Annotated in this window: 9 protein-coding genes and 1 pseudogene; 5 read left to right on the top strand and 5 right to left on the bottom strand. The window is 44.2% G+C overall.

From position 1 onward, the window contains the following. Positions 1–173 precede the first annotated feature (173 nt). From ispE to QO187_RS10360, 3 genes are all read right to left on the bottom strand, one after another. Complete coding sequence (gene ispE, locus QO187_RS10370; protein ID WP_102093232.1) at positions 174–1,139, bottom strand: 4-(cytidine 5'-diphospho)-2-C-methyl-D-erythritol kinase; 966 nt, start codon at positions 1,137–1,139, stop codon at positions 174–176. A 91-nt stretch (positions 1,140–1,230) separates the two neighbouring features. Next, complete coding sequence (gene lolB, locus QO187_RS10365) at positions 1,231–1,863, bottom strand: lipoprotein insertase outer membrane protein LolB (RefSeq protein WP_102093230.1); 633 nt, start codon at positions 1,861–1,863, stop codon at positions 1,231–1,233. 191 nt (positions 1,864–2,054) lie between these two features. Next, positions 2,055–3,995, bottom strand: a complete 1,941-nt coding sequence (locus tag QO187_RS10360; protein WP_102093228.1) for a tetratricopeptide repeat protein — start codon at positions 3,993–3,995, stop codon at positions 2,055–2,057. A 551-nt stretch (positions 3,996–4,546) separates the two neighbouring features. Here QO187_RS10360 and hemA point away from each other — a divergent pair. The 4 genes from hemA (at position 4,547) to QO187_RS10340 (ending at position 8,642) form a co-directional block, all read left to right on the top strand. Next, positions 4,547–5,959 (top strand): glutamyl-tRNA reductase, encoded by a 1,413-nt coding sequence (gene hemA / locus QO187_RS10355; protein ID WP_102093227.1) that lies wholly within the window; start codon positions 4,547–4,549, stop codon positions 5,957–5,959. A gap of 356 nt (positions 5,960–6,315) precedes the next feature. Beyond that, positions 6,316–7,452, top strand: a complete 1,137-nt coding sequence (locus tag QO187_RS10350) for an aminotransferase class V-fold PLP-dependent enzyme (protein WP_102093225.1) — start codon at positions 6,316–6,318, stop codon at positions 7,450–7,452. Between the two features lie 234 nt (positions 7,453–7,686). Continuing rightward, positions 7,687–8,124, top strand: a complete 438-nt coding sequence (locus QO187_RS10345; protein ID WP_102093224.1) for a YeeE/YedE family protein — start codon at positions 7,687–7,689, stop codon at positions 8,122–8,124. A 98-nt stretch (positions 8,125–8,222) separates the two neighbouring features. Next, positions 8,223–8,642 (top strand): DUF6691 family protein, encoded by a 420-nt coding sequence (locus QO187_RS10340; protein WP_102093223.1) that lies wholly within the window; start codon positions 8,223–8,225, stop codon positions 8,640–8,642. A 213-nt stretch (positions 8,643–8,855) separates the two neighbouring features. On the opposite strand, the gene QO187_RS10335 is transcribed toward QO187_RS10340, so the two are convergent. Beyond that, positions 8,856–10,520 carry an AMP-binding protein gene (locus tag QO187_RS10335; protein ID WP_102093221.1) on the bottom strand — a complete coding sequence of 555 codons (1,665 nt, stop codon included), beginning with the start codon at positions 10,518–10,520 and terminating at the stop codon, positions 8,856–8,858. Between the two features lie 403 nt (positions 10,521–10,923). Between QO187_RS10335 and QO187_RS10330 the strand changes: the two genes are divergently transcribed. Then, on the top strand, positions 10,924–13,059 hold the full coding sequence (locus QO187_RS10330) for an NADPH-dependent 2,4-dienoyl-CoA reductase (RefSeq protein WP_102093220.1): 2,136 nt from the start codon (positions 10,924–10,926) through the stop codon (positions 13,057–13,059). 429 nt (positions 13,060–13,488) lie between these two features. On the opposite strand, the pseudogene QO187_RS10325 reads toward QO187_RS10330, so the two are convergent. Next, positions 13,489–13,641, bottom strand: a pseudogene (locus QO187_RS10325) (IS256 family transposase); the annotation flags it as partial.

Raw genomic sequence — 13,641 nt, 5'->3', positions numbered from 1 at the left:
ACCCCTATTGTGGCGACCTATTATAAGTAAATTTTCAGATTTTGCAAGTCATTTGCTGCTTTTTCTGGTATTTATTCATCATAGGTTACTGCTGGCGCTATTTTAGCAAATTAAAATCGGCAATCCTACCACTGTCATTATTTAGATGATAAGAAATCTAAAGGTTATATGTGCTATTTTAAGTTTCCAACGATATATGCCGTACAAGGCGCATCTGCAATCCACTTCGCCACAAGCTTTTCATTAGTAGCCACACTCGCATCCAACGGCAAAAACACGGCACTACCAGAGCCAGTCACTCGTGCTGTGCCGAGTGTTTGCGCTTCTAACCCCTGTAGATAACTTAAGGCATCTGCAACAGCAGGAGCAAGGTTCGTCACCACTGGAGTAAAGACATTATGATAAGGCGGAGTGAGCGTTTGTACATAGTCAGCGTATTGGTTTTTGATGGTTGCAACCGATAGGGGCGCGACATCTCGCTGTAGCTTGGGATGGGCGAATAGTTTAGCAGTATTTACATGAGCGTTAGGCGTCAGTACTAAATATTGCTGGTCAGGCAACTCAATCGTAGTCAGTTCTTCACCAATACCCATGGCAATAGCGTCTTGACCAAAGATAAATATAGGTACATCCGCACCTACAGTCGCGCCAATCTTTATAAGCTCATCACAGGTAAAATTAAGCTGCCAAATCTCATTGAGCACTAGTATAGCCGTTGCTGCATTAGATGAGCCACCGCCTAGACCCGCGCCCATTGGCAAGTGCTTATCTAAAGTGATATGCACTTTTGCCAACTGCTCAGGTAAAGTGTTTGACTGTATGGCAAATGCTAGCAATGCGCGTGCCGCTTTGAAAATTAAATTGTCTTCTATACTAGTAGTGATAGCCTCTGCACCATCTAGTATCAGTAGCTGATGACAGAATTGATTAGAAGTTAATTCACTAGCTATAGTAGAAATAACAGCATCGTTGCTGACCGAAAAATGCAAATAATCGCCCCAGTCGAGCAGGCGAAATACCGTTTGCAAATTATGATAGCCGTCGGCACGTTTACCCGTGATATGCAAAAACAGATTGAGTTTTGCAGGCGATAAACGGGTAATCGTAGAAGCAAATAATGAAGCTATATTTTCAGTCATATTTTTTTTATCATAAGGTGCAGTTACAAACAGCTATCTTAATTAGCAATGATGGTTTTCAGCAGGATTTCTGTTGTTAATAAAAGATAGATCAGTGATTAATCGTCATTACAACTTTGTTGCCTTGAGGCTGTACTGCGCTAATTTTACTAGGTAGCTTATCCGTACCTTTATAAGTAAAGCTGGCTGTCCACTCGCCATTGACTGAGCTAACTAAGCGGTTCTGATCATCCAGTTGTGGTGCGCTGTCTGAAGGTGCTGGGCGACCAGAAATCCAATAAGGCATTTGTGAAATTGGTGCTTGCCAACCAGTGGCTTTCTTTAGCAAGGTTTCAGGGTCGTCAGCAGTCAATGTACCTGTCTTTTCACTAACTAGAGTAGCGGTCTGACCATTGTATTCAATGTTGGTTTTACCAATACCAAGTGCGCCAATTAATTCAATGGCAAATCGGTCATTTTGCTGACCCCATGCATAAAATGCACTACCACCTTGGGTACCGGTCGAATCACTCGCAGGCGTCGTTACCCCAATTTTACCGGTGATATTGAAGCTCTCTAGCTTTTTTGGTTGTTCAGCATTTTGACCTTGTACAGTGGTCGTTGGTTGGTTGGTCGCGTTGGCCGTTTTTAATGACTGACAACCAGAGGTAATGACCATTGCTGCAGTTATAGCAGTAAACAGAGCCAATTTATTTGCTTTAAAAGAAGTGATTGATGCTGACATAATAGTTTCTCAAAAATGGAAAGATGAACAAAGATATTAGCTTAAGCGTTATTTGTTGCTCGGTTATGCACGGCTGTTAGCTTCTTATAACGACCTTGTAATTTATAAATGCTTCGGTTTTATAAAAACCTTATCAATTATCATATCTCTGTAATCGCAAAACCCAAAAAGCATATCCAAAATCAGCGCTATTAATACAGCTGTATGCGGTCATTGATATTGTGCTGTCCAAATGAGAAGCGCTTCTGCAAATCTGCGAGTAACGCCTCAACTTTGTCATTGTTGCCTAAGCCTTGGTAGGCGCGCAATAACAGCGTGCCTGAGCGCAGAGTTGGCAGCACATCATAAGGTGTCTGTAGATAGTCGATGACCTGCTGATAGTTCTCTTTGGCCAATGCATTGCCCGCCAAGACATTTAAGGCTTGCAGATGTAGGTCGTTATCATAACGTGGGTCATCATAGCGAATCTGAATAATCGCTGTCGCTAGCGCCAGACCTTGCTCTGAGCTGCGCTCATTTGCCAGTAGCAACTGTGCATAGCTTAACTGATAGGATAAGTTACTAGGATCTAATGCCTGCAAGTGATTCAGCAGGGTGCGCTTAACGACATAATCTTCTTTATCATCTAACAGCTGAGCCCGTGCAAAGAGTAGCATCTCATTATCAGGATATTTACGAGCGGCACGGGTTAGTAAACGCAGTGCTTCATCCGATTCGTTTTGTTGCCACAAGATATCGGCTTGCATGACAAAAGTGTCAGGCGCGAATACTGTGAAGTCTTTGCGCAGCTTCTCTAACGTCGCGATTGCCCCATCGACGTCGTTATCGAGTAATTCAAACGCCACTACTTTTCTACGAGCTTCTAATACCAAATCCTCTTGCATGACGCCATTGAGATAGTATTTGGCTTGATCGAACAACTGCTGACGCTCAGCACTGATACCCAGATAATAATAGGCTTGATCAAGATAAGCTGGACTCTTGGCAAGCATATTGAGTAGCTCATCAGCACTAGCGTACTTTTCAATATCTAGGCTGACTAATGCTGCGAGCAAGGTAATCTCGGCATCATCGCTAAAGCGGCTATGCGCCTCAAGCAATAATTTCCACGCTTGCTCGCTTTGCTTTAAGTCTAATAGATAGCGAATCTCATATAGATATAAGCTTTTGCTATCAGGGTTGCGTAGACGAGCTTGACTGACGTAATTGATGGCAGTCTCTGCGGTCACAATTTTGCGCAATATATCCGCTTTTAAGGTAATAAAAGGCACATAGTCTGGCTGACGCTCTAGCGCTCGATTGATATGAACGATAGCGACTTCAGGTTCGTTAAATTGATAGAGTAAGCCCGCTTTTAATACCGACAAGGAGGCATTTTGCTCACTATCTAGCGGCTGCAACGCGGCAAGCAGCTCGCGTTTATCGTCATCATTATTTGGATAAATACCTATGAGAATTTCGCTTAAATCTGCACGTGGGTCATAGCGCAAGATACGGTTTAAAGTCTCGCCTGCTAATATATAGTCGTGGGCACGTAAGGCCAAATGCGCGACATAAAACCATGCAGGCACATGGTCAGGATTTTGGTCCTGCCATGTCTTGGCAAACTGTAATGAGTCTTCAACCCTTTCATTACGCAAAGACAAACTAAGCGCTCTCTCAAATACCGCTGTGGCATCTTCTTTAAAAGACTGTTGCTTATAAATAGCAACTGCACGTCGTTTGTCATCGCGATCAGCAGCAAACTCGGCATCCAGTAGAGCGTACAAGCTTGGTTCACTAAGCTTAGGTTGCCATAGACTGGTTGGCGCTAAGCCATTAATGTTTTTTACGTTTTCTATGGTGAGCGTGTCTTCATTATAAGGTGTATCGAACAGAGCACTATCATTATCTGGTTTATCGGCAGTTGCTTTAATATCGGTAGCAACTGATACTTTAGGAATTTTTGCTTCTAGCAATATATCGGGATGGCTGGCATGGACAGGGGCTGCCAAACACAGGCACACAGCTAGAGACAACGCTAGCTTATACCGTTGACACAGGCGCTCAATAGCGACATGCAATAAAGCACGGAAGCTAGAGTATTCGCTATAGGGATGTGGTGACCGAAGTAATGACCCAAAAAAAATCATAGATAGCCGTATTCGCCCATGGTTTACCTACACAGATAAGGCAAGTTTGTTTTAATCATTTTACGTTAGATATTGGCAATATGTACCCATGACAAGCATTATAAGAGTAGACCGATGAGATAAACAATAGCATCCGTGTTACTCAGATATTGGCAGGTCTGGCTGTATGAGTATGCTACTAGTAGCGAGTACGTCGCCAAAGAACGATACTGCAGATGATTAAATGTAGATAGGTCTGTCGAACTGAATATTATAGAAATATAACAAGTTAAGATAGAGTAAGCGAATGATTTAACGTTATATTATTGACCATAAGTCAAAACCCAGCTATTGATTTTATAAATCGTATGAGTAGTTGATTTGTTACATTTGCGACCAGATACAGAGATATGGTTATCATAGATGGGTGAGTGTTAATTAAAGCCCGCAATAATGATATAATAGGCGGTTTTTAGGGTCTTCCTTTTTAGCGCTGTCGTCAAAAACTGTCTTTTAAAAATAATAAGATAGCGTAAGGGGCAACTGAGCGTCATGTTTATGGTCTATCGATAATGAGATTAGTGGTCATTGGGGTCAATCACAAAACTGCACCAGTCGCTCTGCGAGAGCGCTTGGCGCTTGTGGGTGACGATGTAAATGTCGCACTCAAACAAATAGAAGCATTTACTGATGGTAGCGTGATCGTCTCTACTTGTAACCGCACCGAAATCTATGCGCTAGTGCCGCACACTTCAACGTCGCAGCATGTTAACGGCCAACTATCTGACTCACAATTATCTAATGTGCAGGATGTCAAAGCTGCTGATCAATCATCATCCAATAATACTTTTAGTAGTAGCATGAATATCTCGTCTGCTGCGATTAGTGCGCATATTACCAAAATCAAAACGTGGCTGGCTGACTTCAAGCAATTGCCACTCGTTGATATTGATCCTTATCTCTATGTACATCGTGATACTCATGCACTGACTCATTGGTTAAGAGTAGCGGCTGGTCTCGACTCTATGATACTGGGCGAGCCGCAGATTCTCGGTCAAATCAAAAACTCTGTGCATCTGGCTCAAGACCAAAAAGTACTCAGTAATCAGCTCGGCTGGATCATCGATCAAGTGTTCGCTGCTGCCAAACGAGTGCGTAACGAGACGCAGGTTGGCGCGCAGGCCGTATCGCTTAGCTTTGCCGCAGCTAAACTGGTCACACAGATATTTGATGATTTACCCAGTCGCACGCTTTTGGTCGTTGCGGCAGGTGAGATGAATCGCTTGGTGGCCACCCATATCGCAGGGCTAGGGGTCGGACGAGTCATTATCTGTAACCGTAATCCCGAACGTGCCGAAGCATTAGCGGCTGAACTACGTGGCCCTAATCGCCGCGTAGACGTTAGACCCTTACAAGAGTTACCGCAAGTATTGGCGGAAGCCGATATTGTTAGCAGTTGTAGTGGTAGTATGGATTTGTTGATTGATAAGACAATGACCATACAAGCGCTAAAACGTCGCCGTTATCAACCAATGCTTATGATAGATTTGGCCGTACCGCGCGATATCGATTCGACTATTAGCCGTATTGATGATGTTTATCTGTATTCTGTCGATGACTTGCAGCATGTCATTGCAGGTAATATCGAGCAGCGTCGTCAAGCCGCAGTGGATGCTGAGCTGCTAGTGAGTCAATTGGTGGTTGAAATAGATCGCCGCTTTCAAGTTCGCCAAGTTGGCAAAGACATTCAGCAGTATCGTGCGTGTACTCAAGGTCAGGTGGATCAGCTGCTGCATGAATCTATTGCTAAGCTGCAACAAGACGATGTTAGTCCAGAAGATATCATCACTGAGCTATCGCGACGTCTGACTCAAACATTGACTCATGCACCATCGAAACTGATGCGCAAAGCCGCACGCGAAGGCGACAGTGAGTTGCTAGACTTCGTGGTATCAGGACTACAAGATGCTCATCGTGGGCATTGATGTTTTTATCGTGGCTTTATAAATCAAAACGTATCAATCAATACCTACCAATAAATGCTCGATAGCGCAAGTCATATCGTTGCCTGAGCGTATCGTTGTCAACCTTCAGTATCAGTGCTAATATCAAGCTCTCATGGATGGCTTAGGTCAAGATATGTGCTGGTGTTTGCTCGTAATATGACTACAAATATATTAACTTCACGTTAGTAGACCTCATCAGTGTCCGTTGTTTTTTATTCGTTTAAAGACAACGCATCTCTAGACAGCGCAAGACCTCACCATCAAATAATAGCACTTGATTATAGTGCTATCTAATCCATGTCGCATATTATCTAACCATACACTAGGAGTGTTCAATGCCAGCATTACGTCAAGATATCGATCCAAACGGCTTATTAGAGTATTCAGTGGTTTACACCGATCGTGCGCTGAACCATATGTCAAAAGCCTTTCAGCAAGTAATGAACGACCTATCTAGTGACCTAAAATCTGTGTATAACGCTGACGCAGTGGTGATTGTTCCTGGTTCTGGTACTTATGGTATGGAAGCAGTCGCTCGTCAGTTGGCAAATGATGAAGACTGCCTAATCATTCGTAATGGCTGGTTCAGCTATCGTTGGACGCAAATCTTAGAAAAAGGCAAAATCGCCAAGTCATCTACAGTGCTCACGGCCAATCGTGCTGATGATAGTGAGTCGCCAAAGCCGTTTGCTCCAGTCGATATCGACGTTGCTGTAGCTAAAATCAGAGAAGAAAAGCCAGCAGTGGTATTTGCGCCGCATGTTGAAACCTCATCGGGTATCATCTTGTCAGATGACTATATCAAAGCGTTGAGTGAGGCTGTGCATAGCGTTGGCGGACTGTTAGTCATTGATTGCATCGCTTCAGGCTGTGTATGGCTAGATATGAAAGCATTGGGCATCGATGTACTGATTAGCGCACCGCAAAAAGGTTGGAGCAGTACGCCGGGCGCTGGTTTGGTCATGCTAAGCGATACTGCTGTCAAAAAAGTAGACAGTACTGAATCTGATAGCTTTAGTATCGACTTAAAGCAATGGTTGAACATCATGCGTGCTTACGAAAATGGCGGTCATGCGTACCATGCGACTATGCCGACAGACAGCTTACGTCAGTTCCGTGATGCTGTGAATGAAGCCAAAGCAATCGGTTTTGATAAATTGTGTGACGCACAGTGGACACTTGGCAGACGTATCCGTGAAGTATTAGAAGCCAAAGGTGTTGAGAGCGTCGCTGCTGAAGGTTTTAAAGCACCTGGCGTTGTCGTCTCTTATACTGATCGTGATGACATGCATAAAGGTAGCGCGTTCGCTGAAATCGGAGTGCAAATCGCTGCTGGCGTACCATTAAAAGTGGGCGAGCCTGATAATTTCAAAACTTTCCGTTTGGGCCTGTTTGGCTTGGATAAATTGACTGATATCGATGGTACAGTAGCGCGTTTTGAAACGGCACTTAATAAAGTGCTGAGCCAGTAAAGATACCAATTAAGAGGGCTGATAAAGATAGTAATAGGATAGCTTATTAAGTTTTTTCACTGCCCTTTTTAAAGCCTTTGCAGTACTATCTTAACAGTTATAAAAAATACTGAACCATTATTGTCATGCTAGGTTCAGTATTTTTTTACCTTTTTATTATATTTTATAATATAATGTATTTTTATAAATTAATACTCAAGTACGTATTTAATAAACTTAATTAGGTAGTCCGTTATGAGCATACAAATAGACTGGCAAGCATTTACGCCGATCTCCTTGGTAGGAGGTCTAATGCTAGGCGTAGCGACGGTTATCTTACTGCTGGGTATCGGCCGTATAGCAGGTATCAGTGGCATCTTTTCAAGCCTACTAAAACCCAAGCGTGTAGAGATGTGGCAGGTGCTGTTTATACTGGGTCTGGTCATCTCACCACTGCTATATCAGTTGGCAAGACCGCTACCTGAGGTAGCTATCAATACTTCCGTGCCATTATTGATTGGTGCGGGATTGTTGGTCGGCTTTGGCACGCGTTTAGGTTCAGGATGCACGAGTGGGCATGGTATCTGTGGTAATGCACGGCTGTCTCCACGGTCATTGGCAGCGACCGTCACCTTTATGCTGTTTGGGATTGTGACCGTTTATATCGGTCGACACGTATTAGGCCTGCTATAGCGAATTCATGGCAGATTGCCAGATGAAGGTTGATAGCTGGGCTAACGCGCGAACGACATATGATGGTTAATAAAAGATAACAATAGCGAGATACGACGATGCTAAAAAATATAATCGGATTGCTGGCAGGACTACTGTTTGGACTTGGACTACTGGTGTCAGGTATGACCGATCCTGTAAAGGTACAAGGATTTTTAGACGTATTTGGTGCATGGGATATCTCCCTTGCACTGGTGATGGGCGGTGGTCTGATAGTGGCGTTTTTCGGTGTACGATTGGCAAAGCGTCAACAGAGCAGTTGGATTGGTACACCGATTGATATGCCGAGCAAAACTGTCATTAATAAAAAATTGCTTATCGGTGCGATGTTGTTCGGTATCGGCTGGGGGCTAGTTGGTATTTGCCCAGGACCAGGAATTGTATTGCTCGGTACTGGTCAATGGCAAGCCTATGTGTTTATTCCTGCCATGATTATAGGAATGCTAATCTATCAGTGGCTTGAGCCTAAGCTTGGTTAACATAATTAGTTCTCTATAAATATAGTCAGAGAACTACTAAGCGGCTACGGCGTTATCCTCCCTAGACGTACTATTTGTACAATCTGCAGTCGGCTGCCTTGTACCCGCTTTAGACTTCTTTGACTATAGGCTAGCACTCGAAAAAAGGTCAGTCACTTATACGTGATTGACCTTTTTGATGGATGTTAATTGATGACTTAATAAGTCGCCGTTTTATTTAACACTAGCGGTTACTTTTGGCGTTTCGTGTGCCAATGATTTAGCCGCTTGGCGTAGCTCGAATTTTTGAACTTTACCGGTACTGGTCTTCGGTATTTCTGCAAAAACAATATATTTCGGCACTTTAAAACCTGCTAGGTGCTGACTACAATGCTCCATCACCGTATCACGTTGCAGCGTGCTACCAGCGTGAATTTCGATAAAGGCAACGGGCACTTCACCCCATTTATCATGTGGCGCGGCGACGACAGCACAGCTTTCAATCGCAGGTAGTTTATACAAAACGTTTTCTACCTCGATACTAGAGATATTCTCACCGCCTGAGATAATGATATCTTTCAGTCGATCCATGATTTTGATATAGCCATCAGGGTATTTAACGCCCAAATCGCCTGTGCGGAACCAGCCATCAGCGAATGCCTCTTCGGTAGCCTTGCGGCTTTTTAGATAGCCTTTCATCACCATATTGCCACGTAGTGCCAGCTCGCCCATCTCTTCTCCATCAGCGGCGACTGGTTCAGTCGTACCTTGCTTAAATACTTCAAACCCTGCCATCAAGTGTGACGTTACGCCTTGGCGCGATTTCTTTTGAGCACGTGTCGCCACATCAAGCTCATCCCATTCTTCCTGCTCAGCGCAGACCGTCACTGGCCCATATACTTCAGTGAGACCGTAGACGTGCGAGATATGAAAGCCCATTGCTTCCATCGCGGCCAGCATAGTTTCAGATGGCGGTGCACCAGCGACCCAGCCTTTGACCGTATGGATAATAGCGTCTTTATACTCTGGTTTGCCGCCTGCAATCATATTGTGCACGACTGGTGCAGAGCAGTAATGGCTAACTTGATGCTTGGCAATCAGCTGCAATATCAAATCAGCATCAATTTTTCGCAAGCATACATTGACCCCAGCACGTTCAGCGATGGTCCACGGAAAGCACCAGCCGTTACAGTGAAACAGCGGCAGCGTCCACAGATACATCGGGTGCTTGGGCATGTCCCAATCTAAAATATTAGAGATAGCATTGAGAGTTGCACCACGATGATGATAGACCACGCCTTTAGGCTTGCCTGTCGTCCCAGAGGTATAATTTAGCGCAATGGCATCCCATTCATCCGTCGGCATCTCCCAGTTATTCAGGCTGTCTGAACTGGCTACTAATGCTTCATAACTCATGAGCCCAAAACGCTCGACATCGACAGCTTTGTCCGTTGAATGAATGACGATTAAGTCTGGAAAAGTCTCATCAATAATCTCAGCATGCTCAGCAAACTCGCTGTCTAGAATTAAAACCTTTGCTTCGGAATGCTGTAAACAAAAGGTAAGTGCATTGATGTCGAGACGAGTGTTCAAAGTACAGAGTACGCCGCCTGACATCGGCACACCAAAGGCGCATTCGACCATCGCAGGCGTGTTTGGCAGCATCACGGCTACGGTGTCGTTCTTATCAATGCCTAATTTTCGCAAGCCGTCAGCCAGTTGGCGACAGCGAGTATAGGTCTGTTGCCATGTCTGAGTAAGGTTATTGTGTTCTAGGTCGTCATAAATGATGGCAGTCTTATTAGGATAAACTTGCGCGCTGCGAATGATAAAATCAATAGGGGTAAGTGGTTGATGGTTGGCGGCATTTTTGCCAAGGCCTGTATGGAAATCTGTCATGATGATAGTCCTTTATCGTATTTCTATAATGCGTCAGTACATTAACGTCAGTATATTATTTAGTACAGTAATCTAGCATAGAAAGTATAGGTACAAGTCGATATTTATCGATTTATACCTTAGTCTAATTTTTAGGTGACATTAAGCTAACGGTATATAATCTACCTCAAAAGTTGGCTGGGTTTTGTGGTGTTTGCTTAACCATATGCCACAGTGCAGCCTGTTACACCGTCCCGCTCGTTATAGCAATTAATATAGTGCTCACTCATCAGTCGCTTGTCTGCATAGCTGACAATAATCGCGGTGTGTTACGATATCGAAGATGCTAAACCCCTTAGACCCACTAATTCTAAAAAGCCGTTTTTAAGAAGTAGCCTCATAAACTATTCATAAGGAAAATGATATGTCTGCCAGCCATAGTGCCAATACGATCCAAACCGCTAGCACCAATGAACACTATCCGCATTTATTTGAGCCGCTAGATTTGGGCTTTACTACGCTAAAAAACCGTATGGTTATGGGCTCGATGCATACTGGGCTTGAAGACCGTTTTTATAATTATGGCAAGTTGGCGGCGTATTTTGCAGAACGTGCCAAGGGCGGCGTGGCAATGATGATTACTGGCGGTATCTCGCCTAACCGCGAAGGTTGGTTGTTGCCTGCTGGCGGAACGATGAATACCAAAGCTGACGTTATCAACCACCAGCGCGTTACTCGTGCTGTGCACAAGCACGACAGCAAAATCATCATGCAGATATTGCACAGTGGTCGCTATGGCTATCATCCATTTGCCGTATCATCTAGCCCAATCAAATCCCCAATCTCACCGTTTAAACCACGCAAGATGAGCATCAAAAACATTGAGCAAACGGTAAAAGACTATGCTCGCTCAGCCAAACTTGCCAAGCAAGCAGGCTATGATGGTGTCGAAATCATGGGCTCTGAAGGTTATCTACTCAACCAGTTTTTATCAAGCCATGTGAATAAGCGTAAAGACATCTACGGTGGTGATATTCATGGACGTATGAAGTTCGCTGTCGACGTGGTCAAAGCGGTACGTGAGGCGACTGGCGAAGACTTTATTATTCTATTCCGCCTATCAGTGATTGATTTGGTCAAAGACGGTAATGTCATGGATGAAGTCATTACCGTGGCTAAGGCACTAGAAGAAGCGGGCGTGACCATCATGAACACTGGTATCGGCTGGCATGAAGCGCGTGTCCCGACTATCGTGACGAGTGTGCCACGAGCCGCTTTCGTTGATTTCACCGCTGAAATCAAAAAGCATATTAGTATCCCGATGATGGCGGCTAACCGTATCAATATGCCAGAAACAGCAGAAGAAATCGTTGCGACTGGTCAAGCTGATATGATTCAGATGGCACGTCCATTCTTGGCTGATGCGCACTGGGTCAATAAAGCCAAAAACGGTCAGACAGATCGCATTAACACCTGTATTGCTTGTAACCAAGCCTGCCTCGACCATACGTTCGAAAACAAACGCTCGACTTGTTTGGTCAATCCGCAAGCCTGTTATGAGACTGAACTGGTCTATAAAAAAACCAAAAAGCCGAAAAAAGTCGCCGTCATCGGTGGCGGTGTCGCTGGTATGTCAGCCGCTCATGTAGCTGCCCTACGTGGTCATGACGTGACTCTATTTGAAGCAAAAGATGTGCTTGGCGGGCAGTTTAACTACGCCAAAGTCATCCCTGGCAAAGAAGAGTTCTTTGAGACTATTCGCTACTATATCAATGAGCTTGAGCATTTGGGTGTTGAGATTAAACTGAACACCAAAGTTGATAAGGACATGCTTGAGAAAGCCAAGTTCCATCATGTCATCGTGGCAACGGGTGTCGTACCGAGAAGTCTAGAAGGTAAGCTCGAAGGGGCTGAGCTGCCACAAGTCATGAGCTATGCTGAGCTACTGTCTGGCGAAAAAGCAGTGGGTAACACAGTCGCGGTCATCGGTGCTGGTGGTATTGGCTTTGATGTAAGTGAATATCTAACGGCTAATCATGGTAAGTCACTGGATGAGATCGGCCCTGAGGGATTAAAAGATCCAAGCTATCGCCCTGAGCCACAGTCAATCAGCGAGTGGCGCGAAGAGTGGGGCGTGACCAATGATACCGACTATCAAAGTGATGGTGGTCTGGTCAGACCAGCAGCGATTAAACCAATTCGCCAAGTCTATCTGATGCAGCGTAGTAAAGGTCGTCTGGGCAGTGGTCTAAATAAAACCTCAGGCTGGGTACATCGTGCTCATATCAAATCTCACGGCGTGATCCAAGTCGCTGGCGTGCAATATGACAAAATCACCAACGAAGGTATCTGGGTAACTAACCCACAGGGTCAAAGCCAGTTATTACGTGTCGATAGTGTCGTCGTCTGTGCTGGTCAAGAGTCAGTCGTTGAGCTAATGCCAAATGTGGGTGATGCGCCAGACGCGCAATATCACCTAATCGGTGGTGCAAAACTGGCCGCTGAATTGGATGCCAAACGTGCGATTCGTGATGGGGCTGAGGTTGCGGCAGAAATCTAAGAGTTAGATAGTTTGAGTTAAATATAAAAGCAGCAAGATAGATTATCTTGCTGCTTTTTTTGAGTTTGAACCTCTACTATCGAGTAGTTGCTAAGCTAATATTTTAATAAAGAAAAACATTTAATAAAAGATTCCAGATTTCAGTCCAAGCTTGACTAACCTGAAAAATATAAAGTCTATTAAGTGATATCTACCAATCCATATTTGCACTATTATCACTGATTGTATTTAAGTCATCAATGAGATCTTCCATATTATTGAGTGATTTCAGTGCATCTTCGTAGGTGGAGTCATTGGCGAAAGTAAGGATACTTGGTAAAGTACTTTTTATATAAATAATTTCTAAAAAATCGTCTGAATTCCAGTAGAAATGTATAAAATTTTCTATCGCTTTTATCGAGCCCATCCCATATTCTGTGTAACTGCCCTTTAGATTAAATGCCTGCTTATACGGTCATCAAACATAATCATAAAGCGATTCAAAGCAGACGTCCAGTTACGGATGGGCATCGACCACTTTTTGGATGCCTGCTGGGTGGCTAAGTACACCACCTTGAATGCTGCCTGATCAGATGGGAATAC

This window comes from Psychrobacter sp. Arc9, from assembly GCF_041431295.1.
Lineage (GTDB): Bacteria > Pseudomonadota > Gammaproteobacteria > Pseudomonadales > Moraxellaceae > Psychrobacter.
This window is presented reverse-complemented; position numbering and strand designations above follow the sequence as displayed.

Excerpts from the sequence above, each read along its gene's own strand:
- ispE (WP_102093232.1), bottom strand. The coding sequence starts at position 1,139 with ATGACTGAAAATATAGCTTCATTATTTGCTTCTACGATTACCCGTTTA.
- lolB (WP_102093230.1), bottom strand. The coding sequence starts at position 1,863 with ATGTCAGCATCAATCACTTCTTTTAAAGCAAATAAATTGGCTCTGTTT.
- QO187_RS10360 (WP_102093228.1), bottom strand. The coding sequence starts at position 3,995 with ATGATTTTTTTTGGGTCATTACTTCGGTCACCACATCCCTATAGCGAA.
- hemA (WP_102093227.1), top strand. The coding sequence starts at position 4,547 with ATGAGATTAGTGGTCATTGGGGTCAATCACAAAACTGCACCAGTCGCT.
- QO187_RS10350 (WP_102093225.1), top strand. The coding sequence starts at position 6,316 with ATGCCAGCATTACGTCAAGATATCGATCCAAACGGCTTATTAGAGTAT.
- QO187_RS10345 (WP_102093224.1), top strand. The coding sequence starts at position 7,687 with ATGAGCATACAAATAGACTGGCAAGCATTTACGCCGATCTCCTTGGTA.
- QO187_RS10340 (WP_102093223.1), top strand. The coding sequence starts at position 8,223 with ATGCTAAAAAATATAATCGGATTGCTGGCAGGACTACTGTTTGGACTT.
- QO187_RS10335 (WP_102093221.1), bottom strand. The coding sequence starts at position 10,520 with ATGACAGATTTCCATACAGGCCTTGGCAAAAATGCCGCCAACCATCAA.
- QO187_RS10330 (WP_102093220.1), top strand. The coding sequence starts at position 10,924 with ATGTCTGCCAGCCATAGTGCCAATACGATCCAAACCGCTAGCACCAAT.